The following is a 22,300-nucleotide window of genomic DNA, read 5'->3' as shown; positions in this document are numbered from 1 at the left end:
GGCCCGGGAACGGGGCCCCGGAATTATTCGCCCCCCGATTCCGTCACTATAGAAGCCGCCCATCACGCTGTTTCACGCCGGGCGCCGACAGCCGACTTACTGAGGCGACAGCCGACTGACCGAGGATTGAGTCTTGACTGACCAGCTGCGACTGATGGCCGTGCACGCCCACCCCGACGACGAGTCGAGCAAGGGCGCGGCCACCATGGCGAAGTACGTGTCCGAGGGGGTGGACGTGCTGGTCGTGACCTGCACGGGCGGGGAGCGCGGCTCCATCCTCAACCCGAAGCTCCAGGGCGACGCGTACATCGAGGAGCACATCCACGAGGTACGCAAGAAGGAGATGGACGAGGCCCGCGAGATCCTCGGCGTCAAGCAGGAGTGGCTCGGATTCGTGGACTCGGGCCTGCCCGAGGGCGACCCGCTGCCGCCGCTTCCCGAGGGCTGCTTCGCCCTGGAGGACGTGGACAAGGCGGCCGGCGAGCTGGTCAGGCAGATCCGCTCCTTCCGCCCGCAGGTGATCACCACGTACGACGAGAACGGTGGTTACCCGCACCCCGACCACATCATGACCCACAAGATCTCGATGGTGGCGTTCGAGGGGGCGACGGACACCGAGAAGTACCCGGAGTCCGAGTACGGCACGGCGTTCCAGCCGCAGAAGCTGTACTACAACCAGGGCTTCAACCGCCCGCGCACCGAGGCGCTGCACAACGCGCTGCTGGACCGCGGCCTGGAGTCGCCGTACGGGGACTGGCTCAAGCGGTGGAGCGAGTTCGAGCGCACCGAGCGCACGCTGACCACGCACGTCCCGTGTGCCGAGTTCTACGAGATCCGCGACAAGGCGCTCATCGCGCACGCCACGCAGATCGACCCCGACGGCGGCTGGTTCAAGGTCCCCATGGAGATCCAGAAGGAGGTCTGGCCGACCGAGGAGTATGAGCTCGCCAAGTCCTTCGTCGATACCTCCCTCCCCGAGGACGACCTCTTTGCGGGCATCCGCGACAATGCCTGACATGAGCGCAAGCCTGGCAGTGACACACCTCGTCCCCCTCGCCAAGGAGGTCGACGAGAACAAGGTCACCCCCGGCGTCCTCGGCTTCATCGTCTTCGCGGTGATGGCCCTGGCCGTGTGGGGGCTGATGAAGTCGATGAACCGGCACATGGGCAAGGTCACCTTCGAGGAGGACCCGGACAAGGCGGAGGCTGCCTCCGGCAAGGGGAGCGGCTCGGGCGCGGGGTCCGCGTCCGGATCCAGCTCCGGCTCCGGATCCAGCTCCGTCTCCGGTTCCGGTTCCCGCTCCGGCTCCGGTGGGAAGGCCTCGCCCGCGAAGGGCTGACCGCGCCGACTGGGTACAGGCCGCCGTACGTCCCGTACGGCGGCCTGTACGTCGCCCAAGGCGTTCCATACGGCGGCCTGTACGTCGCCCAAGGCGTTCCGTGCGGCGGCCTCTACGTCGCGCACGGCAGCCGTAGTGCCTCAGTGGGAGTGGTCCACCAGGGACAGCAGCAGGTGCCCGCCAGGGTGGTTCCCCACGCGTTCCCAGGTACGCGCTTCCTCAGCCTCGCCCCGCGCCCACAGCCACCCCCATCACATCCCGGGCGTGCCGCCCCGGCACCATCCCCAAGCGCCAGGCCTGCCACCCCGCGTCCAGGTCCACCCCTCGTTCCAGCAGTAGCTGGTAGGCCTCGATGTAGTCGTCCAGCTTTCCGTCGCGGGACGCGTGGCCGGTGCGGGAGAGCTGGGAGAGTTCCTCCTGGGCCACGGCGGCGCCGATCTCGTAGCCGCCCGGGGCCGCGTACGGCAGGAGGGTGCACCGCAGGAACGTGGCCCAGTCCTCGCCCCGGTGGTCGCCGTACGACGTGAAGAGGTCGATCGCCTCGTCGCAGAGGGCCAGGGCCTGTTGCGTACGGGCGTTGCCGGCGTCGACGACCGCGAGTTCCAGGCAGGTCCACGCCTCGCCGTGGGCCACCCCGATGCGCTGGAAGTCGGCGCGCGCGTCGACCAGGAGCTGCCGGGCGAAGCCGGAGTTGCGCAGGGAGCCGGTCTGGGCGGCGCGCTGGTCGCGGGTGACGCGGGCCGAGTGATGGCGGGCGCAGGCGAGCCCGTACACGTCGCGCATGCGGGAGAACATCGTGCGGGAGCGCTCCAGTTCGCGGACCGCCTGGTTCAGATTGCCGGTCTCCTCCAGGGCCTGGCCCAGGTAGTAGATCGTCCATGCCTCACCGCGCGCGTCCTCGTTCTCGCGGTGGCGGGAGGCCGCCTGGCGCAGGCCGTCGACCGCGGCGGACGGGTCGCCGTCGACGAGGCGGCCGCGGGCCAGCTGGGTGAGGGCCCAGGCCTCGCCGCGGGCGTCGCGGGTGCGGCCGTACAGGTCGAGGGCCTCGCGCAGTTCGCGGTCCGCGCGCGGTACGTCGCCCATGCGCAGGCCCAGCTGGCCGAGCTGGAAGTGGGCCCACGCCTCGCCGTGCACGGACTCGCTCTCGCGGTGCAGGACGAGGGCCTGGGTGAGCAGGTCCAGGGCGCGGGCGAGCCGGGACCGGTCGCGCTCGACGGCCGCGAGCGCGTGCATCGTCCAGGCACGGTCGGCCGCGAGGTCGGGGGAGGACTGGAGGTCCATGGCCTCCTCGAGCTTGGCCGCCGCCTCGGTGAGGTTTCCCTGGTGGTGCAGGGTGATGCCGAGGGAGCACAGCGCCCTGGCCGCGCCCGCGTCGTGGTGGGCCTCGAAGTAGAGGTCCACGACGGAGGCCAGGGTCGTACGGGCTTTGTCGAGTTCGCCGAGCTGGCGGGCCGCGATGCCCGTGCGCCACTGGACCGAGCGGACCAGGAGGCCCTGGTCGACCGCCTGGGTCAACTCGCTGATCTCGCCGAGGCGGTAGAGGTCGCCGCGCAGCAGGCAGTAGTCGCACAGGGCGCCAAGGAGGTTCAGCACGGCGGCTTGGTTCACGCCCTCCGCGTGTCGCAGTGCCGCCGTGATGAAGCTCGACTCGTCGTCCAGCCAGCGCAGGGCCGCGTCCAGCGAGGTGAATCCGTGCGGGCCGAACTGGTCGGCCCGTGTCGACGTCTTGCCGTCCACCAGGCGGATCACCGAGTCCGCCAGCTCCGCGTAGTTCACGATCAGGCGTTCCTGGGCGGCCGTGCGCTCGGCGGGCTCCTCCTCGTCCAGGAGACGGGCCTGCGCGAAGCCCCGTACGAGATCGTGCAGGCGGTAGCGGCTGCCGCGGACATGGTCGATCAGGCCCGCCTGGGAGAGCGCGGTGAGATGGCGGATGGCCTCCGGTTCGTCGGTGGCGAGGAGGGAGGCCGCCGCTGCCGCCCCCAGGGAGGCGCGGCCGGCCAGGGCCAGGCGACGCAGGAGGCGGCGCCCCATGTCCGACTGGTCGGTGTAGCGCAGCCACAGGACGCGTTCGACCGGTTCCACAGGTCCGTACGCCGACAGGTCCGAGGCCAGTTGGCGCGGGGTGCGCGAGCCGAGAGACGAGCCGGCGACACGCAGGGCCAGCGGCAGTCCGCCGCACAACTCCCGCACCAGGTCGGTGGATTCGGCGTCGTAGGGCCCCGAGGTGTCCTGCGCCGCCGCGTTCAGCAGTTCCTCGGCGCCCGCCGCGTCCAGTGCCTCGACGGGAAGTTGGTGCACCCAGGCGGGGAGTTCGGCGGGCAGGTCGAGCGGTTTGCGGGCGGTGACGAGGACCAGGCTCTCCGAGCGCTCGGGGACCAGAGTGCGCACCTGCTCGGCGTCGCTCGCGTCGTCCAGCACGATCGTCACCGGCAGCCCCGTCAGATGCTGGTGGTACAGCTCGCTCAGCCGCCTGACCTGATGGTCCTGCGAGGAGCGCTCGCGGAAGAGGAGCTGTTCGCGCGGTGCGCCGAGACGGTTGAGGAGGTGCAGCAGTGCGTCGCGTGTGGTCAGCGGGGGGTCGTCCGGGCTGTCGCCGCGCAGATCCACCACGCATGCGCCCCGGAACTGGTCCCTCAGGGCGTGCGCCGCCCGGATCGCGAGGGCGCTGCGGCCGGAGCCTGGCGCGCCGTGCAGCACCACCACCGTCGGCTGCGTCTCCGTGCTCGCCCGCGCCGCGTGCACCCACTGCGCGACCCGCGACAGCTCCGTCCGGCGTCCCGCGAACGGCCCGTCCGGCTCGGGGAGTTGGCCGAAGGACTGCTCCAGGACACTGCGCCGCCGCGCCGCCGCGCTCTTGTCGGTACGCCGCAGCTGGGGCGCCCCCTGCTTGGCGCCCGTGGAGGCGCTGAGCACCCGCTGCTGGTCGAAGAAGGGACGGATGCCCCGGACCTCCAGGGCCGTCAGCCACTGCAGCCGCAGCTGCTCGGGGCCCCCGGGCTGGCCGAGGGCCCCGGCCCGGCGGCTCGCGGCCGGCAGATGCGAGGCCGTCACCTTGAGCACGGTGGCTGTCGCGCCCGCGACCCCCACCGTGGCGCCCGCGCCGAACGCCGTCCCCGCTCCGGTGCCGAACGCCAGGTCCGCGACGACGGCCGCGACAGCCGCGACGGCCGCCACCATCAGGGAGGTTCCGGCGCCCTCCTGGGCGTACCGCTGCCCGAAGGTGAGCTGTCCCGCCGCCGCCTCGTCGAGGGCCCGCGTATATGCCCCGTACTCCTCGGTGGCCGTCTGCCCCATCGTCTCGAGCGCGGCCCGCGCCCGTGACAGCAGCACACCCCCCTCGACGCGCCCGCCCGAACGCCGTACCTCTTCCTCCACGGCCCGGGCCAACAGCCGCTCGGCTTCCGCCCGATGGCTGTCCCGCATGTCACGTCCCCCTCCGGCGGCAACTCCTTTGGCTATGAGTGTCCTTCGTGCGGGACGCGAAGGACAGAGGACCGGCGATCATTCGTGCGGAGCCCGCCCCGGGGTCATTCCCGCCGCGCCTGCCCCTTGGAGAGCGCGAGGTACACACACGCGCAGGCGAGCGCCGCCTCAGCCACCGCGCTGGCCAGGGCCTGGAGGAGAGCGGCGCCCGGCTGCGCGGTGGTTATGTCGAACCAGGCGTCGAGCACCGCCACCGCGGCCGTCGCCGACGCGGTCAGCCGGGCGCGCGGATCGCGGCGCAGGCCCAGCACGGCGGTGGCCGCGCATCCCGCGGTCATCAGCACGTCGAGTCCGACCCATGCCACCTGCCAGTTCCGCACCTCGGTGCTCGCGGGGAGCATGCGGACGAGGAGCACCATCCATGGCACGAGCGCCACGGCGGTGACGCCGAGCATCACCAAAGCCCATTTCGGTCGCATGCCTCCACCATAGAACCGCAGAGGAAATTCTGCAAAGAAAATTCTGCAGAACTTACTCTGCAGAGGGAAGTGGGCGGGGGATACCGTGGTCGTATGCCCGACCCCGAGCTGACCAGCCTCGAACGCACCGCCCTGTACAAGTCCCTCGGCAACCCGCTGCGCCGCCGCATCCTCGATCACCTCGGCCGGCACGGCGAGGCGAACTCGACCGTGCTCGCCAAGGAGCTCGGTGAGAGCTCCGGCACGACCAGCTATCACCTGCGCAAGCTGGCCGAGCAGCACCTCATCGAAGAGGTTCCGGAGAAGTCGGGCGGCCGTGAACGCTGGTGGCGGGCGCTCCCGTTCCGCCACACCACCCCCGACCCGGCCTCGATGACCCCCGAGGAGTACGCCGCCGCCGAGGGTTTGGCACTCCTGAAGATCGAGGTGGACACCGAGCTCTATCTGAGGGCCCACAAGGAGTACACGGGCCCGGAGGGATGGGCCCAGGTGCAGCGCTCCGGCAATTGGATGACCAGGGACGAACTCCTGGACTTCGTACGCGAGTACCGGGCGCTGCAGGACCGCTACGGCCACTCTCGTGAGGATGCCCCCGCCGGGGCGCGCCCGGTGAACCTGCGCTTCTACGCCGTTCCGGACACCGTGGGAGAGTGGAAGGGTGAACCGACTGGCCCATGAGACGTCCCCGTATCTGCTCCAGCACGCCGACAACCCGGTCGATTGGTGGCCCTGGTCGGCCGAGGCCTTCGACGAGGCCCGGAAGGGCAACAAACCGGTCCTGCTGAGCGTCGGCTACAGCAGCTGTCACTGGTGCCACGTCATGGCGCACGAGTCCTTCGAGGACGAGGCGATGGCCACGTATCTGAACGAGCACTTCGTCCCCATCAAGGTCGACCGCGAGGAGCGGCCCGACGTCGACGCCGTCTACATGGAGGCCGTGCAGGCGGCGACCGGGCAGGGCGGCTGGCCCATGACCGTCTTCCTCACCCCGGACGCCGAGCCCTTCTACTTCGGCACCTACTTCCCGCCCGCGCCCCGTCACGGAATGCCCTCCTTCCGGCAGGTCCTGGAGGGCGTGCACAGCGCATGGACCGACCGGCGGGACGAGGTCGCCGAGGTCGCGGGGAAGATCGTGCGGGACCTCGCCGGGCGGGAGATGAGTTTCGGCGACGACCAGGTTCCCGGCGAGGAGGAGCTGGCCGGGGCGCTGCTCGCGCTCACCCGGGACTACGACGCCGCGCGCGGCGGATTCGGCGGCGCGCCCAAGTTCCCGCCGTCCATGGTGATCGAGTTCCTGCTGCGGCACCACGCGCGCACCGGCGCCGAGGGCGCCCTCCAGATGGCCGCCGACACCTGCGAGCGCATGGCGCGCGGCGGCATCTACGACCAGCTCGGCGGTGGGTTCGCCCGGTACTCCGTCGACCGCGAGTGGGTCGTGCCCCACTTCGAGAAGATGCTCTACGACAACGCCCTGCTGTGCCGGGTCTACGCCCACCTCTGGCGTGCCACCGGCTCGGAGCTCGCCCGCCGCGTCGCCCTCGAGACCGCCGACTTCATGGTGCGTGAACTGCGCACCCAGGAAGGTGGGTTCGCCTCCGCCCTCGACGCCGACAGCGACGACGGAACCGGACGGCATGTCGAGGGCGCGTACTACGTGTGGACGCCCGAGCAGCTGCGCGAGGTCCTGGGCGACGACGCCGAACTGGCCGCCCAGCACTTCGGGGTGAGCGAGGAGGGCACCTTCGAGGAGGGCGCCTCGGTCCTTCAGCTCCCGCAGCACGAAGGCGTGTCCGACGCCGACAAGATCAACGACATCCGTACCAGGCTGCTCGCCGCGCGCGCCGAGCGCCCCGCCCCCGGCCGTGACGACAAGGTGGTCGCCGCCTGGAACGGGCTCGCCGTGGCCGCCCTCGCGGAGACCGGCGCCTACTTCGAGCGCCCCGACCTCGTGGACGCCGCGATCGGCGCCGCCGACCTCCTCGTACGCCTGCACATGGACGAGCATGCGCGTCTGGCCCGTACCAGCAAGAGCGGTCAAGCCGGGGCGAACGCGGGGGTGTTGGAGGACTACGCGGATGTCGCCGAGGGCTTCCTGGCGCTGGCGTCCGTCACCGGGGAAGGGGTCTGGCTGGAATTCGCCGGGTTCCTGCTCGACCATGTCCTCGCACAGTTCACGGACGCCGAGTCCGGGGCGCTGTACGACACGGCCGCCGACGCCGAGCAGCTGATCCGGCGCCCGCAGGATCCCACCGACAACGCCACGCCCTCCGGCTGGAGCGCGGCGGCCGGCGCACTGCTGTCGTACGCGGCCCAGACCGGCACAGAGTCCCACCGCACCGCCGCCGAACGGGCGTTGGGCGTGGTGAAGGCACTCGGTCCGCGCGTCCCCCGCTTCATCGGCTGGGGCCTGGCGGTGGCAGAGGCGCTGCTCGACGGGCCGCGCGAGGTCGCGATCGTGGGACCGGCCGACGACGCGGCCACAAAGGCCCTGCACCGTACGGCACTTCTGGGGACCGCGCCCGGCGCCGTGGTCGCGGTGGGGGTTCCGGAGAGTGACGAACTGCCGCTGCTTTCCGGCCGACCTCTGGTCGAGGGAGCACCGGCCGCGTACGTCTGCCGTAACTTCACCTGCGACGCGCCGACGACCGATCCTGAGCGCCTCCGCACGGCGCTGAGCGGCCGAAACAGCTGACCGCCAACCGGTCCAAACGCCCCTGGAGTTCGGATTGTTCAGTTAGCCGACCGAGTGTGTTGAAACACGGTCTTCACCAGAAGAATCTGTGCGCTTCACAGATCGCCCATAGTCTCTGCACGGTAACGCGACAGATGTAACTCATTGTCGCGAGTGGGGGCTTTTGGGGATCTGGGGGGATCTGTTGCTCACGTCTGTCTTCATCGCTGCCGTTTCACTGGCCTTGTTCTGGATGGCAGCTTTCACATTGTGGTGGCAGATGCACGCGTGGCGTACGCCCGAGGTGCTGGCCTCCACCCGGTTCAGCAGCCCGGACGGCGGTGAGAGCCTGTCCTTCTCGCTGCTGCTGCCCGCGCGGCACGAGCAGGCCGTGCTCGACCACACCATCCAGCGGCTGCTGAAGTCCACTCACGCCGACTTCGAGATCATCGTGATCGTCGGCCACGACGACCCTGAGACCACCGAGGTGGCCCGCAGCGCCGAGGCGCGTGACCCGCGCGTCCGCGTCGTCGTCGACCACCACGACAAGAAGAACAAGCCGAAGGCCATGAACACGGCCCTGCCGCACTGCCGCGGCGAGGTGGTCGGGGTCTTCGACGCCGAGGACCAGGTCCACCCGGAGCTGCTCGCCCACGTCGACCACGCGTTCCGCACCACGGACGCGGACGTCGTCCAGGGCGGCGTCCAGCTCATCAACTTCCACTCCAGCTGGTACAGCCTGCGCAACTGCCTCGAGTACTTCTTCTGGTTCCGCTCGCGGCTCCATCTGCACGCGCAGAAAGGGTTCATCCCGCTCGGCGGCAACACCGTCTTCGTACGGACGAAGGTCCTGCGAGAAGCCGAAGGCTGGGACCCCGACTGCCTCGCCGAGGACTGCGACCTGGGCGTACGGCTCTCCAGCGTCGGCAAGAAGGTCGTCGTCGCCTACGACTCCGACATGGTGACCAAGGAGGAGACGCCCGGCTCGCTGATGTCGCTGATGAAGCAGCGCACCCGGTGGAACCAGGGCTTCCTGCAGGTCTACCGGAAGAAGGACTGGAAGCAACTCCCGGGCTTCGGACAGCGGCTGCTCGCCCGCTACACGCTGATGACGCCGTATCTCCAGGCGGTCTCCGGCGTGATCATCCCGCTCAACGTGGCGATCGCGCTCTTCCTCGACGTGCCCGTCGGCATCGCCTTCATCACCTTCCTGCCGGCGGTGACCGCCCTCGTCACCTTCGTCTTCGAGCTGGTCGGACTGCACGACTTCGGCAAGCAGTACGGGCTTCGAGTCCGCTTCATCCACTACCTGAAGCTCGTCGTCGGCGGTCCCTTCTACCAGGTGCTGCTCGCGGGCGCCGCCGTGCGTGCTGTCTGGCGCGAGCAACAGGGGCGCAACGACTGGGAGTTGACCAGTCATGTCGGTGCGCATCTCACCGAAGTGATCCGAGAGGACGTTCCTGCGTGACCTCCACTCTTGACGCGGCGACCACACCCACGGTCCCCGCGCAGCGGCCCGCTGCGTCCAAAATCGTCCCCAACTCCTTCCCGGCCCCGCGCTTTCGCGGCTCGCGCGGCGATCTGATCCTGTGCGCGGCGCTGCTCGTGGCGATCCTCGTCGTCCAGGGCTGGAACATCGCCGACTTCCCCACCCTCAGCGACGACGAGGGCACCTACCTCGCCCAGGCCTGGGCCGTCCAGCAGGGCAAGGGCCTGGCCCACTACACGTACTGGTACGACCATCCGCCGCTCGGCTGGATCCAGATAGCCGCGCTAACCTGGATCCCGGCCCACATCAGCCCGTCGCTGATGACCGTCGGCTCGATGCGGGTCGCGATGCTGCTGGTCAGCGCGATCAGCGCGGTCCTCGTCTACGTCCTCGCGCGCCGCCTCTCGCTGCCGCGGTGGGCGGCCGGGCTCGCGATGGTGCTCTTCGGGCTCTCCCCCCTGTCGGTCGTCCTCCAGCGGGAGATCTTCCTCGACAACATCGCGGTGATGTGGACGCTGCTGGCGTTCTGCCTCGCCGCGTCCCCGAGCCGCCACCTGTGGCACCACTTCGGGGCGGGCATCGCGGCCGCCGCCGCCGTGCTCACCAAGGAGACGATGCTCGTCATCCTGCCCGCGCTGCTGGTCACCATGTGGCGCCACGGTCACCGCGACACCCGGAAGTTCGCGCTCACCGGAGCCATCACGGCGTGCGTGCTGATCGGCCTGGCCTATCCGCTCTTCGCCCTGCTGAAGGGCGAGTTGTTCCCGGGCTCGGGCCATGTCTCACTCTGGGACGGCATCACCTACCAGATGAGCCGCCCCGGCTCCGGCTTCATCCTCGACCAGGGCACCGGCTCGTACGGCGTCCTGCAGTCCTGGCTGTACTACGACCGTGTGCTGCCCCTCGGCGGCCTCGCCGGAGCCCTGCTGCTCCTTGTCACCTGGCGCTGGTCGGTGACCGCGCGCGCCCTCGCGGGGCCCGCGCTCACCGTGGCGATCCTCGCCCTGGTGGCCCTGCGCCCGAGCGGCTACCTGCCCGCGATGTACGTCATCCAGGCCCTGCCCTTCCTCGCCCTGGTCCTCGCCGGAGGCACCGCGAGCGTCGCCCACGCGGTACTGCGCCGCTGGCACAGCGGTGAGGAGAAGACATACGTCACGTGGGGGCGCCGGGGCCTTGCGGCCGTGCTCGTGGTGGCCGCCGGCGCCTACGTCGTGCCGCGCTGGTACGACGGTGACCACACCGCCGTGACCGCCGACGCCAACGCCCCCTACCGGGCGGCCTCCTCGTGGCTCAAGACCGAGGTGAAGGACCCGGGAGACACCAGGGTCCTCGTCGACGACGCCCTCTGGCTCGACCTCGTGCACGACGGCTACAAGCCCGGCCTCGGCGTCATCTGGTTCTACAAGGCGGACCTCGACCCCGCGGTGACCAAGACGATGCCGCGCGGCTGGCGCGACCTCGACTACGTGGTCGCCTCCCCGACAGTGCGGCGCGACGCGGTCGACCTGCCCAACGTGAAGGCCGCGATGGAGCACTCGACGCCGGTCGCCACCTTCGGCAAGGGCGAGGACCGCATCGAAATCAGGCAGATCCAGACGGCGGGAGGCCCCCGATGAGCTACGAGTCCACAGTCCCCGATGAGCTCGGCGACCCGGCCGTAGCCGTGGCCGCCGCCGAGATTCCCGAGCCCGGCGCCGTCACCCTCGTCGTACCGACCTTCAACGAGTCGGCGAACATCCGCGAGTTGCTGCGCCGGATCACCGAGTCGGTGCCGGCCCGGCTGCCCTGCGAGGTCGTCTTCGTGGACGACTCCACCGACGACACCCCCGAGGTGATCTTCCAGGCGGCGCAGGACTGCCCCTTCCCCGTCACCGTGCTGCACCGCGACGAGCCCGTGGGCGGGCTCGGCGGCGCGGTCGTCGAGGGACTGAAGGCGGCCAGTTCCGACTGGATCGTCGTGATGGACGGCGACTTGCAGCATCCGCCGTCTCTGGTCCCGGAGTTGCTGGCCGCGGGGGAGCGGTCCGCCGCCGGGCTCGTCGTCGCCAGCCGGTACATCAAGGGCGGCAGCCGCGCGGGCCTCGCGGGCGGCTACCGCATCGCCGTCTCGCGCGGTGCGACCTGGCTGACCAAGACGCTCTTCCCGCGCAGGCTGCGCGGCATCAGCGACCCGATGAGCGGGTTCTTCGCGATCCGCCGCAGCGCCGTCACCGCGGAGGTGCTCCAGCCGCTCGGCTACAAGATCCTCCTCGAACTCGCCGTGCGCAGCCGCCCCCGCCGGGTCACCGAGGTGCCCTTCGTCTTCCAGGACCGGTTCGCGGGCGAGTCCAAGTCGACGGCGCAGGAGGGCTTCCGGTTCCTGCGCCATCTCATCGGGCTGCGCACCGCCTCGCCGGTCGCGCGGATGGTGGTCTTCGGCCTGATCGGCGCCACCGGCTTCCTGCCGAACCTGCTCGGCCTGTACGCGCTCACCGCCGTCGGCTTGCACTACGTACCGGCCGAGATCCTCGCCAACCAGTTCGGGGTCGCCTGGAACTTCCTGCTCATCGAGCACCTGCTCTTCCGCGAGCGGCGCGGGCACCGCAACTGGTGGGACCGCGTGGGCCGGTTCGCGCTGCTCGCCAACGCCGATCTGGTGCTGCGCATCCCGCTGATCGCGCTCTTCGTCGACCACTTCGGGATGGGCGCCCTGTCGGCCACCGCACTGGCCCTGGTGACGACCTTCGTCCTGCGCTTCGCCGGGACCGAAGCACTGGTCTATCTGCCGCGCCGCGGCAGCGAGTCCGGGCGCGGGAGCCGTACAGCAAGGAGAGCCGCGTGAGACATCTGCTGCGACCGAGGCGCAGAACCTCGCTCCTGGCCGTGGCGGGCCTCGCCGCCGGGCTGCTGTTCGTCGCGCCGCAGCCGGCTGCCGCGGCCAACCTCGTCAAGAACCCGGGCTTCGAGACCGACGGCACGGACGGCATGCCGTACTGCTGGGAGAAGTCCGGCTGGGGCGACAACGACTTCGGCTTCGCGACCGTCGCCGACTCCCACTCCGGCTCCAAGGCCATGAAGGTCACCGTGACCCGCCGGGTCTCCGGCGACCGCAAGGCGCTGATCACCGAGTCCACCGACTGCGCGCCGGTGGTCACCGCGGGCAAGCAGTACGACCTCGGGCTCTGGTACAAGACGACGACCCCCGACGCCGCGATCACCCTCTTCCGGCACGACACGACCGCGGGCTGGCAGTACTGGACCGACCTCAAGACGCTGGACATGGCGGGCGGTTGGACTCAGGCGACGGTCCGCACCCCGGCCGTCCCGGCGGGCACCGACCGCATCACCTGGGGTGTCTCGGTGTACGGCACGGGCTCCGCCACCACCGACGACTACACGATGGAACAGGTCTCCGATCCCATTCCGCCCGCCACCTGCACCGGCACCGCCGAGGAGTGCGCCAACGGCAGGTGGACGGTCCTGCCCACCCAGAACCCCGTCCGATCCATGCACTCCGTCGTCCTCAACAACGGCAAGGTGCTGCTGATCGCGGGCTCCGGGAACAGCGAGGAGAACTTCAACGCGGGCACGTTCACCAGCGCGGTCTACGATCCGGTGAACGGCACGTACAAGGTGATCCCCACGCCGAAGGACATGTTCTGCGCCGGGCACGTCCAGCTCGCCGACGGGCGCGTACTGGTGATGAGCGGCAACAAGGCGTTCCCGGTCGCGGGCGGACACGGGTACGAGGGCTACAAGGACTCGTACCTCTTCGACCCGGTCACCGAGACGTACAGCAGGACGAACGACCTGAACGACGGCCACTGGTATCCGTCCGCCACCGAGCTCGGCAACGGTGACATCATCTCGTTCGGCGGGCTGCGCGAGGACTCGTCCGGTTCGGTGACCGCCGAGCGCTGGTCGGCCGCGGAGCAGCAGTGGCTGCCGTTGTGGAAGGTCAATCAGACCTGGTCGTTCTGGGGTCTGTACCCGTCGATGATCCTGATGCAGGACGGCCGCCTCTTCTACTCGGGCAGTCATGTCTTCGGCAACGGCACTCCGGGCACGGGCTCGGCGATCTACGACTACGACGCGAGCACCACCACCGCGATCTCCGGTCTCCAGAACAAGGACGAACGCGACCAGTCCGCGAGTGTGCTGCTGCCCCCGGCCCAGGACCAGAAGGTCCTCACGGTCGGCGGCGGCAACATCGACTCCAACCCCGACGCGAGCCGGCTCACCGACATCATCGACCTCAAGGCCGCCAACCCGGCGTACACCGTGGGCCCGCAGATCCCGCAGGGCACGGTCGACCTCGGCAACGGCAAGGTGGCCGAGACCGGCAACCAGGGCAAGATGTACGTCTCCACCGTCCTGCTGCCCGACGGCAAGGTCCTGGAGACGGGCGGCGGCCTGCACAACCGCGCCAACCCCGTCTACGAGGCGTCGATCTTCGACCCGGCGACGACGACCTTCGATCCGGTGGCCGCCGACCCGCAGGCCCGCGGCTACCACTCCTCCGCGTTCCTGCTGCCCGACGGCCGGGTGATGGCCACCGGCGACAACCCGGGCAACGGCACCTGGAACCACAACGTGTCCATCTACACCCCGCCCTACCTCCTCAAGGGCACCCGCCCGACGATCACTTCGGTGATCGACGACGAGTGGGTGTACGGCGACACGCAGCGGATCACCGTCGACCGGCCCATCGTCAAGGCCGAGCTGATCCGCCCGGCCGCGGTGACGCACTCCTCGGACCCCAACCAGCGGTTCGTCGACCTGCCGCTGTCCGTCGACGGCGACAACGTCGACCTGAACGTGACGAGCAACCCCGACATGGCGCCGCCCGGCTGGTACATGCTCTTCGCCGTCGACGCCAACGGGGTGCCCTCGGTCGCCAAGTGGGTGCACCTCCAGGGCCCGGCCGCGCTCGCCACGGACACCGCCTCGGCCCACGTCCACTCCTTCGCCGACTCCCTGGACGGGACGGTCACGAAGGCGGGCAAGAAGCGGGCCTCGCAGAAGGTGAGCACCACGATCTCCGGCTGCGACCGCCACTACGGGACGATCAACGTCTGCGTACCGACGGTCTTCCCGGACGGTGTGAAGAAGACCACGGCCTCCCGCTGCGCGTGGCTCAAGAAGAACGACTACGGCCGCCTGAAGGTCAACGGGAAGGACGATCCGCTGGGCCTCGACCCGAACAAGGACGGGCTGGCCTGTGGTGCGAAGGACCTGATACGGCGTTAGCCGCCGAACTCGGCGAGGGCGCGCTCCACGATGGCCTCCAGGCGGTCATGGTGCGCGCCCTTCCAGTAGGCACGCCCGCACTCCACGCACTGCGCGAAGACGTCGTACGACCGGTGTGTCCCGCCCTCCAGCTGGTTCGCGACCTGCTCCTTGGCGGCCTCCTTGAGCAGGCCGTTGCACGCCGTGCAGCGCGTCCAGGGCTTCAGCTCGGGTGCGAACCGGCCGAGCACGTCGCGGAGTTGGTCGTCGGGGCGGGTGCTGTAGACGAACGCGCCCGCCCACAGTTCGCGGCGGCGCAGCAGCCCCCGGTCGCGGCTGAGCATCACGCGCCGCTCGGCCGCCGAACGGGCGGCGAGGGCCGGGTCGCCGATGTCGGTCGACTCGTACGCCGTGTCGACGCCGAGGAGGCGCAGACGGCGGGCGAGGGTGCCGAGGTGGACGTCGAGGAGGAAGCGGAGCGGGGCGCCGGGGACCCGCTGCGGGCGCTCGACCGCGCGTACCTCCACCGACTCGCCGGCCGCCGGGATGTGCGAGAAGGCCACCTCCCGGCCGTCCACGACCAGGGCGCCGACCTCCGTGAGCGGAACCCCGAGCGATTCGACGACATGGCCGAGCGTGGAGGAGCCGTCGGTGCGCACCGGGGTGGCATCCATGCGGCGGCCGTGCGGGACGAACAGCCCCAGTTCTGGGGCGAATTCGATGTGGATCTCCGGACCGTTCACCGGGTCAGGATGTCACGGGGGGCGCCTCGGCGGCCTCCGGCTTTTTGAGCTCCAGGCCGTTCTCCAGGACGTCCAGGGAGCGGTCGACGAGGTCGGCGAGATCGTCCTGGTGACCGTTCTCGGCCCAGTACAGGGAGGTCTCCAACAGGCCGCCGATCAGCGACATCGCGTAGACGCGCACTTCGAGGCCGTCCGGGTCCCGGCCGGTGCGTTCCCCGATGACGCGGCACAGCATCCGGCCGGTCACCGACATGCTCTCCATCATCCGGGAGCGGATGGCGGGCACGTCGACCATCAGCCGGGTGCGCAGCCGGGTGACATCGGGCTCCTCGACCGCCGTGATGCCGATGGCCTTCCGCACCGCGTACCGCAGGGACTCCATCCAGGGCTCGTCCGCGGGCCGCTCGCACAGCTCCCGTTCCATGAGCGGGTCGTACTCGTCCGTCAGGACGATGTCCTCCTTGGTGGGGAAGTAACGGAACACCGTGGACGGGGAGACCTCGGCCGCCTCCGCGATCTGCTCGATGGTCGTCGCGTCGTACCCCTGCTCCTGGATCAGCCGGTACGTCGCGTCGCGGATCGCGATGCGGGTCTTCATCTTCTTCCGCTCGCGCAGCCCCGGCTGGGGCCCCGCGGCGGGAGTGGAGCTGTGTGCGGTGGCGGCCATGGTGCTCATTGTCCGGCATCCGCGGGGGCGGGGGCCATGTCGGTGTCCTGCCTGGGCGCGGGGCCGGCCGGCTGCGCGCTCGGCAGCAGCGCCGCCGCCAGCAGCGCGGTGACCAGGGCGGCGATCCCGCTGACCAGCAGGACCAGGTCCATGCCGTGGAGGTATGAGGCGTTCGCTGAGGCGGCGAGGGCGCGGTCGCTCAACTGTGCCGCGACCACATGGGCGCCTACCACCGAGTCGGTGGCGGTGGCCGCGGCAGCGCGCGGCAGGCCGGAGGTGTCGAGACGGTCGCTGTAGGCGCTCGCGAGGAGCGAGCCGAGCAGGGCGATGCCGATCGCGCTGCCCACCTGGCGCACGGTCATCAGCAGCCCGGAGCCGCTCCCGGCCCGGTCCCGGGGCAGCGCGCCGAGGGCGGCGGACATCGCGGGGACCACGGCGAAGCCGAAGCCGAGCCCGGCGATGGACAGCCACAGGGCGGTGAAGCCGTAGCCATCGGCGACGCTCGTACGGCTGCCGAGGATCGCGGCGAAGGCGAGGGCGACCAGGCCCGCGCTGATCACCGCCCGCGCCCCGAACCTCGCCAGCAGCGGCTGCGCGCCTCGCGAGGCGACCAGCAGGCCGCCCATCATCGGCAGCATCCGCACCCCGGTGGCGAACGCGTCGTGCCCGAGCACCGCCTGGAGATACTGCGGCAGCACGAACATCAGCCCGGACAGCACGAACATCACGAGGGTCGCGGCGAGCGTGTTGAGCAGGAAGCCGCGCTGCGCGAGGAGCGAGAGGTCCAGCATCGGGCGGGCGCTGCGGCGTTCGCGTACGACGAGCAGGGCGACCAGGACGAGTGAGGTCGCCAGGAAGCCGAGGATCAGCGGGTCGCCCCAGCCGCGGTGCGGGGCCTCGATGATCGCGTAGATAAGGATGCTGAGCCCGGCGGCGGTGAGCGCGGTGGATACGGCGTCGACCTTGGGCGAGGCGGGGTCCCGGGTCTCGGGGAGCAGGAAGGCGCAGGCGGTGATGCCGATCGCGGCCATCGGCACGTTGACCAGGAAGACCGAGCCCCACCAGAAGTGGTCCAGCAGCCAGCCGCCGACGATCGGGCCGAGCGGCAGGCCGAGTGCGGAGGCCGTGGAGACCGCGCCGACGGCCTTGGTCCGCTCGTCCGGGCCGAACAGCGAGGGCAGGACGGCCATCGAGAGCGGCATCACGAGCGCGCCGCCGACCCCCATCAGCGCGCGGGCGACGATCACCGGGGTGACGTCGTCGACGAGGGCGCCGACCAGTGAACCGGCCAGGAAGACCGCGAGGCCGGTGATGAGCATCCGGCGCCGTCCGAAGCGGTCGCCGAGCAGGCCCGCCGGGAGCATCAGCGAGGCGAAGACGACGACGTACGCGTCCGCCACCCACTGTTGCTCGCCCGTGGACGCGCCCAGGTCACGAGCCATCGTCGGCAGCGCCACATTGAGGATCGTCAGGTCGAAACCGAGCACGAGCATGCTCGCGACCAGGGCCCCGAGGGCCCACCAGCGGCGCGGGTCGCGTGCCGCGGCATCGTGAGTGAGAGTCGGCATAAAAATGAGAGTAGCTCTCAAAAGATGGTGACTGTCAATGCGTGGGGCTGTCAGGGCAACGCGAAGGGCCGCGGCTCGGCAGCCGCGGCCCTGGGAAGTGGGTGGTCGGAGGGTCATCCGTGCTGGTAGGCCACCAGCGAGATGCCGACGTAGTGGACGGCGAACGCCGCGAGGGTGAGGGAGTGGAAGACCTCGTGGAAGCCGAACCAGCGCGGTGACGGGTTCGGGCGCTTGATCCCGTAGATCACCCCGCCCGCGCTGTAGAGCAGACCGCCGACGATGACCAGGACCAGGACGGCGACGCCGCCCGCCCGCATGAAGTCCGGCAGGAAGAAGACCGCCGCCCAGCCCATCGCGATGTAGCAGGGGGTGTAGAGCCAGCGCGGGGCGCCGACCCAGAACACCCGGAAGGTGATCCCGGCCGCCGCGGCGCCCCAGATGCCCCACAGGAGCCACTGCCCCTTGGCGGCCGGCAGCAGCAGCATCGTCAGGGGCGTGTACGTGCCCGCGATGATCAGGAAGATGTTGGCGTGGTCCAGTCTGCGCAGCACGCCGTCCATGCGCGGGCTCCAGTTGCCCCGGTGGTAGAGGGCGCTGACCCCGAACAGGAGGCAGGCCGTCAGGGCGAAGATCCCGCAGGCGATACGCCCGCGGGAGGAGTCCGCGAGGGCGGTGAGCGCCAGGCCGGAGATGAGCGCGGCCGGGAACATTCCGAGATGCAGCCAGCCGCGGAGCTTGGGCTTGACCTGGTCTGGGAGGGAGAGCGCAACGGAACCATGGCCGGCGTCCGGCGAGTCAGTGGGCGCGTCGGGAACGGGCGCAGTCATACGCCGAATCGTACCTACGGACCCGTAACTTACGTATCAATGCCGCGTAATCAACGGTCAAGAGTGGCCATGATCTCACGCGGATGAGGGGGCTCCCCGGGGGGTACCCGGGATGAACCCCGAGTGTGCGGAGGGAAACCTTCCGGCGAGTGGTGATGCTCACTCCGCTCAGGTGTGAGGTCCTCTGGACATATGCGCGGTTGCGTCGGATGATCATATGAGTGCGGTCGGCACCGGATGAGCGCCAGAGATTGACCACGTGAAGCATCCGGGTCGCAGCCCCCACGGGGCCTCAACAAAAAAACCCCTCATCTAGGAGCAATCGTGGCGCGCGACATCGCGGCTCCCTCCACCGTCCCCACCCAGCACAAGGATCTGATCTCGTGGGTCAACGAGATCGCCGAACTGACGCAGCCGGACAGCGTGGTCTGGTGTGACGGATCCGAGGCCGAATACGAGCGACTGAGCGAGGAGCTCGTCCGCAAGGGCACCTTCAAGAAGCTCGATCCGATCAAGCGCCCCAACTCGTACTACGCCGCCTCCGACCCGACCGATGTCGCGCGGGTCGAGGACCGGACGTTCATCTGTTCCGAGAAGGAAGAGGACGCCGGTCCGACCAACCACTGGAAGGCCCCCGCGGAGATGCGTGAGATCTTCGCCGGTGAGCAGGGCGTCTTCCGTGGCTCGATGAAGGGCCGGACGATGTACGTCGTCCCGTTCTGCATGGGCCCCCTCGGCTCGGACCTCTCCGCGATCGGCGTCGAGATCACCGACTCCGCCTACGTCGCCGTGTCCATGCGCACCATGACGCGCATGGGGCAGCCGGTCCTCGACGAGCTCGGTACCGACGGCTTCTTCGTGCGTGCCGTGCACACGCTCGGAGCGCCGCTGGCCGAGGGCGAGGCGGACGTGCCGTGGCCGTGCAACTCCACGAAGTACATCTCGCACTTCCCGGAGTCCCGCGAGATCTGGTCGTACGGCTCCGGCTACGGCGGCAACGCGCTGCTCGGCAAGAAGTGCTACGCCCTGCGCATAGCGTCCGTCATGGCGCGCGACGAGGGCTGGCTCGCCGAGCACATGCTCATCCTCAAGCTGACCCCGCCGCACGGCGAGTCGAAGTACGTCGCCGCCGCCTTCCCGAGCGCCTGCGGCAAGACCAACCTCGCCATGCTGGAGCCCACGATCTCCGGCTGGACGGTCGAGACGATCGGTGACGACATCGCCTGGATGCGGTTCGGCGAGGACGGCCAGCTGTACGCGATCAACCCCGAGGCCGGTTTCTTCGGCGTCGCGCCCGGCACCGGTGAGCACACCAACGCCAACGCGATGAAGACGCTGTGGGGCAACTCCGTCTTCACGAACGTCGCGCTCACCGACGACAACGACATCTGGTGGGAGGGGATGACCGAGGAGACGCCCGCCCACCTCACCGACTGGAAGGGCAACGACTGGACCCCCGAGTCCGGCACCCCGGCCGCCCACCCCAACGCCCGCTTCACCGTCCCCGCCGCGCAGTGCCCGATCATCGCGCCCGAGTGGGAGGACCCCAAGGGCGTGCCGATCTCGGCGATCCTCTTCGGTGGCCGCCGTGCCACCGCGGTCCCGCTGGTGACGGAGTCCTTCGACTGGAACCACGGCGTCTTCCTCGGCGCGAACGTGGCCTCCGAGAAGACCGCCGCCGCCGAGGGCAAGGTCGGCGAGCTGCGCCGTGACCCCTTCGCCATGCTGCCGTTCTGCGGCTACAACATGGGCGACTACATGGGCCACTGGGTCGACGTGGCCAAGGACAAGGACCAGGAGAAGCTCCCGAAGATCTACTACGTGAACTGGTTCCGCAAGAACGACGCGGGCAAGTTCGTGTGGCCGGGCTTCGGCGAGAACAGCCGTGTCCTGAAGTGGATCGTGGAGCGGCTGGAGGGCAAGGCCGAGGGCGTCGAGACGCCGATCGGCATCCTGCCGACCCGGGAGGCCCTGGACACCGACGGTCTCGAACTGTCCGAGTCCGACCTCGACTTCCTGCTCACCGTCGACAAGGACGTGTGGCGCGAGGAGGCCGGGCTGATCCCCGAGCACCTCAACACCTTCGGCGACCACACGCCGAAGGAGCTGTGGGACGAGTACCGCGCGCTGGTGCAGCGCCTGGGCTAGACCCACTCCGTAAGCTCCGCGGCCGGTCGGACTTGCCCTGACCTGCGACGTCGTCAGGACCGGCCGCGGTGATGGCAGCCCGGGAAGGCCGGGGCCCCGTACAACGGTGTACGGGGCCCCGGCCTTCGCGCGTGGCGCGGCGCGTCGAACGTAATCCCGGCCCCCATTTCTGGCATCACCTCTGCCCGGGACGGGAATTCGCGGGACACTCGGGACATCCTGCAACGAACCCCGAAACGACCCCGGAACGAGGTGAGCGGGGTGCGCACACCGGTCAGCGATCCCCTGAAGATAGGGCCGTACCGCATCGTGGGGCGGCTCGGCTCCGGCGGGATGGGGTGGGTGTATCTCGGCCGCTCGCCTGCCGGGCGCGAGGTCGCGGTCAAGGTGGTGCGGCCCGAGCTGGCGGCGGAGGCGGAGTTCCGGGAGCGCTTCACCCGCGAGGTCGCGGCGGCACGGGTGGTGAGCGGCGCGTACACCGCGGCCGTCGTCGACGCCGACACCGAGGCCGAACTGCCGTGGCTGGCCACGATGTACGTACCCGGACCCTCGCTCGCCGAGGCCGTCAGCACCGACGGGCCGCTGCCCGAACCACAGGTACGACAGCTCGGCGCGGGCCTCGTCGAGGCGCTGGGGGCCATCCACGCCGCGCACGTCGTGCACCGCGACCTGAAACCGGCGAACGTGCTCCTCGCCTCCGACGGGCCGCGCGTCATCGACTTCGGGATCTCCCGCGTCGACGGCGCCCCCGGCCTCACCCAGATCGGCGTCGTCGTCGGCACCCCGCCCTTCATGTCGCCCGAGCAGATCAAGGGAGCCCCGGTGGGTCCGCCGAGCGACGTCTTCTCCCTCGGCGGCGTACTGGTGTACGCGCTGACGGGCCGCCCGCCGCACGGCAGCGGGGAGGCGGTGCGTTACCGGGTCGTGCTCGCCGAGCCCGAACTCGACGGCGTACCGGCGTCCCTCAGGGAGCTGATCGCGCGCTGCCTGGCCAAGCGGCCCGAGGACCGGCCCCCGCTGGACGGGCTGCTCGCCGGCCTGCTGGAGCAGACGCCGAAACCGGCGTCCTGGCCGCCGCCGACCGTGGCCCACAGCATCAAGGTGCGCACCCACGAGCTGGCGAACCGTCGCAAGGAGGGCACCAGTGAGTCCGTCCCGTCCTGTCTGCTGCTGCACGCCCAGGCGCTGCTGGACGCCGGGCTGACCGACGCGATGGTCGCCGAGGCGGTGGGCCGTGGCGACGCCTGAGTCCCTTCCCGGCCGGAGCCACGACATCCTCGAAATGGGCACACACTGGCGGCAGTTGGTGCAGAACTGGGTGGGCAGACGGAATTACCACACCGTGACCGACACCGTTTCCGTTTCCATGCAATTCGATCTCGAGGAAACGGGGCGGATGGTCACCGTGCGCTTCATGACCACCAAAAGGCTCCTTGTCGCCTTCGCGACCGACGGCCACTTTCTGCGTCAGGACCAACTGGCCGTCGCCGCGGCGGCATCGAACGCGTGGAATACCGAACAGCTGAACCCTATGTTGTCCGTGTGGGACGTACGAGGTCCGCGCCCTTGTCTCGCAGGAGTGTGCGACCTTCCGCTGACCTGCCGGATGACGCAGGCGGATTTCGATGCTCTGGCCAGTGATTGGGTGGAACGGGCGCGGCAGATGTTCACCCGCTGCCATCAGGTATTCAAGTTGTAGAAGTGAAACCCGTTATGTGCCCCAACCCCTTCCGGGCA

At 70.0% G+C, this 22,300-nt stretch carries 17 protein-coding genes; 11 read left to right on the top strand and 6 right to left on the bottom strand.

The window, feature by feature from the left end:
• The first annotated feature begins 154 nt into the window (after positions 1-154).
• Both mca and AB0D27_RS14570 read left to right on the top strand, forming a co-directional pair.
• Positions 155-1,015, top strand: coding sequence for a mycothiol conjugate amidase Mca (gene mca / locus AB0D27_RS14575; RefSeq protein WP_362507347.1), 861 nt, complete (start codon positions 155-157; stop codon positions 1,013-1,015).
• A complete protein-coding gene (locus AB0D27_RS14570; RefSeq protein ID WP_362507230.1) occupies positions 1,008-1,340 on the top strand; it encodes a hypothetical protein in 333 nt (110 codons plus the stop codon). Before mca ends, AB0D27_RS14570 begins: the two co-directional genes overlap by 8 nt.
• Positions 1,341-1,559: 219 nt before the next feature.
• On the opposite strand, the gene AB0D27_RS14565 is transcribed toward AB0D27_RS14570, so the two are convergent.
• Together AB0D27_RS14565 and AB0D27_RS14560 are read right to left on the bottom strand one after the other, a co-directional pair.
• Positions 1,560-4,763, bottom strand: a complete 3,204-nt coding sequence (locus tag AB0D27_RS14565) for a tetratricopeptide repeat protein (protein ID WP_362507228.1) — start codon at positions 4,761-4,763, stop codon at positions 1,560-1,562.
• A gap of 104 nt (positions 4,764-4,867) precedes the next feature.
• Positions 4,868-5,242 (bottom strand): hypothetical protein, encoded by a 375-nt coding sequence (locus AB0D27_RS14560; protein WP_362507225.1) that lies wholly within the window; start codon positions 5,240-5,242, stop codon positions 4,868-4,870.
• Between the two features lie 93 nt (positions 5,243-5,335).
• Between AB0D27_RS14560 and AB0D27_RS14555 the strand changes: the two genes are divergently transcribed.
• The 6 genes from AB0D27_RS14555 to AB0D27_RS14530 all read left to right on the top strand — a co-directional run bounded on the left by AB0D27_RS14555 (position 5,336) and on the right by AB0D27_RS14530 (position 14,631).
• The gene (locus tag AB0D27_RS14555) at positions 5,336-5,920 is read left to right on the top strand and encodes a helix-turn-helix domain-containing protein (protein ID WP_362507222.1); all 585 of its coding nucleotides are present in this window, start codon (positions 5,336-5,338) and stop codon (positions 5,918-5,920) included.
• The gene (locus AB0D27_RS14550; RefSeq protein ID WP_362507219.1) at positions 5,901-7,934 is read left to right on the top strand and encodes a thioredoxin domain-containing protein; all 2,034 of its coding nucleotides are present in this window, start codon (positions 5,901-5,903) and stop codon (positions 7,932-7,934) included. The genes AB0D27_RS14555 and AB0D27_RS14550 overlap by 20 nt, the downstream gene beginning before the upstream one ends.
• 184 nt (positions 7,935-8,118) lie before the next feature.
• A complete protein-coding gene (locus AB0D27_RS14545) occupies positions 8,119-9,381 on the top strand; it encodes a glycosyltransferase (protein WP_362507216.1) in 1,263 nt (420 codons plus the stop codon).
• On the top strand, positions 9,378-11,018 hold the full coding sequence (locus AB0D27_RS14540; protein ID WP_362507213.1) for a phospholipid carrier-dependent glycosyltransferase: 1,641 nt from the start codon (positions 9,378-9,380) through the stop codon (positions 11,016-11,018). The genes AB0D27_RS14545 and AB0D27_RS14540 overlap by 4 nt, the downstream gene beginning before the upstream one ends.
• Positions 11,015-12,223, top strand: coding sequence for a glycosyltransferase family 2 protein (locus tag AB0D27_RS14535; RefSeq protein ID WP_362507211.1), 1,209 nt, complete (start codon positions 11,015-11,017; stop codon positions 12,221-12,223). Before AB0D27_RS14540 ends, AB0D27_RS14535 begins: the two co-directional genes overlap by 4 nt.
• 5 nt (positions 12,224-12,228) lie before the next feature.
• Positions 12,229-14,631 (top strand): galactose oxidase-like domain-containing protein, encoded by a 2,403-nt coding sequence (locus AB0D27_RS14530; protein WP_362507344.1) that lies wholly within the window; start codon positions 12,229-12,231, stop codon positions 14,629-14,631.
• Here the strand turns inward: AB0D27_RS14530 and AB0D27_RS14525 are convergent.
• From AB0D27_RS14525 to AB0D27_RS14510, 4 genes are all read right to left on the bottom strand, one after another.
• On the bottom strand, positions 14,628-15,353 hold the full coding sequence (locus AB0D27_RS14525) for a Mut7-C RNAse domain-containing protein (RefSeq protein ID WP_362507208.1): 726 nt from the start codon (positions 15,351-15,353) through the stop codon (positions 14,628-14,630). The genes AB0D27_RS14530 and AB0D27_RS14525 overlap by 4 nt on opposite strands.
• 4 nt (positions 15,354-15,357) lie before the next feature.
• The gene (locus tag AB0D27_RS14520) at positions 15,358-16,020 is read right to left on the bottom strand and encodes a TetR family transcriptional regulator (protein WP_362507205.1); all 663 of its coding nucleotides are present in this window, start codon (positions 16,018-16,020) and stop codon (positions 15,358-15,360) included.
• A gap of 5 nt (positions 16,021-16,025) precedes the next feature.
• Positions 16,026-17,588 (bottom strand): MFS transporter, encoded by a 1,563-nt coding sequence (locus tag AB0D27_RS14515; RefSeq protein ID WP_362507202.1) that lies wholly within the window; start codon positions 17,586-17,588, stop codon positions 16,026-16,028.
• Positions 17,589-17,701: 113 nt separating this feature from the next.
• The gene (locus AB0D27_RS14510; RefSeq protein WP_362507199.1) at positions 17,702-18,415 is read right to left on the bottom strand and encodes a hemolysin III family protein; all 714 of its coding nucleotides are present in this window, start codon (positions 18,413-18,415) and stop codon (positions 17,702-17,704) included.
• A gap of 324 nt (positions 18,416-18,739) precedes the next feature.
• Here AB0D27_RS14510 and AB0D27_RS14505 point away from each other — a divergent pair, with 324 nt between their 5' ends.
• The 3 genes from AB0D27_RS14505 (at position 18,740) to AB0D27_RS14495 (ending at position 22,262) form a co-directional block, all read left to right on the top strand.
• Entirely contained in the window at positions 18,740-20,563 is a 1,824-nt protein-coding gene (locus tag AB0D27_RS14505; protein WP_362507196.1) for a phosphoenolpyruvate carboxykinase (GTP), read from the top strand.
• A 261-nt stretch (positions 20,564-20,824) separates the two neighbouring features.
• Positions 20,825-21,811 carry a serine/threonine-protein kinase gene (locus AB0D27_RS14500; RefSeq protein ID WP_362507193.1) on the top strand — a complete coding sequence of 329 codons (987 nt, stop codon included), beginning with the start codon at positions 20,825-20,827 and terminating at the stop codon, positions 21,809-21,811.
• On the top strand, positions 21,798-22,262 hold the full coding sequence (locus AB0D27_RS14495) for a hypothetical protein (protein WP_362507190.1): 465 nt from the start codon (positions 21,798-21,800) through the stop codon (positions 22,260-22,262). Before AB0D27_RS14500 ends, AB0D27_RS14495 begins: the two co-directional genes overlap by 14 nt.
• The last annotated feature ends 38 nt before the right edge of the window (positions 22,263-22,300 follow it).

Source organism: Streptomyces sp. NPDC048415, assembly GCF_040651675.1.
GTDB lineage: Bacteria > Actinomycetota > Actinomycetes > Streptomycetales > Streptomycetaceae > Streptomyces.
Note: the sequence above shows the minus strand (reverse complement) of the source record. Positions and strands in the feature narration are given on the sequence as shown.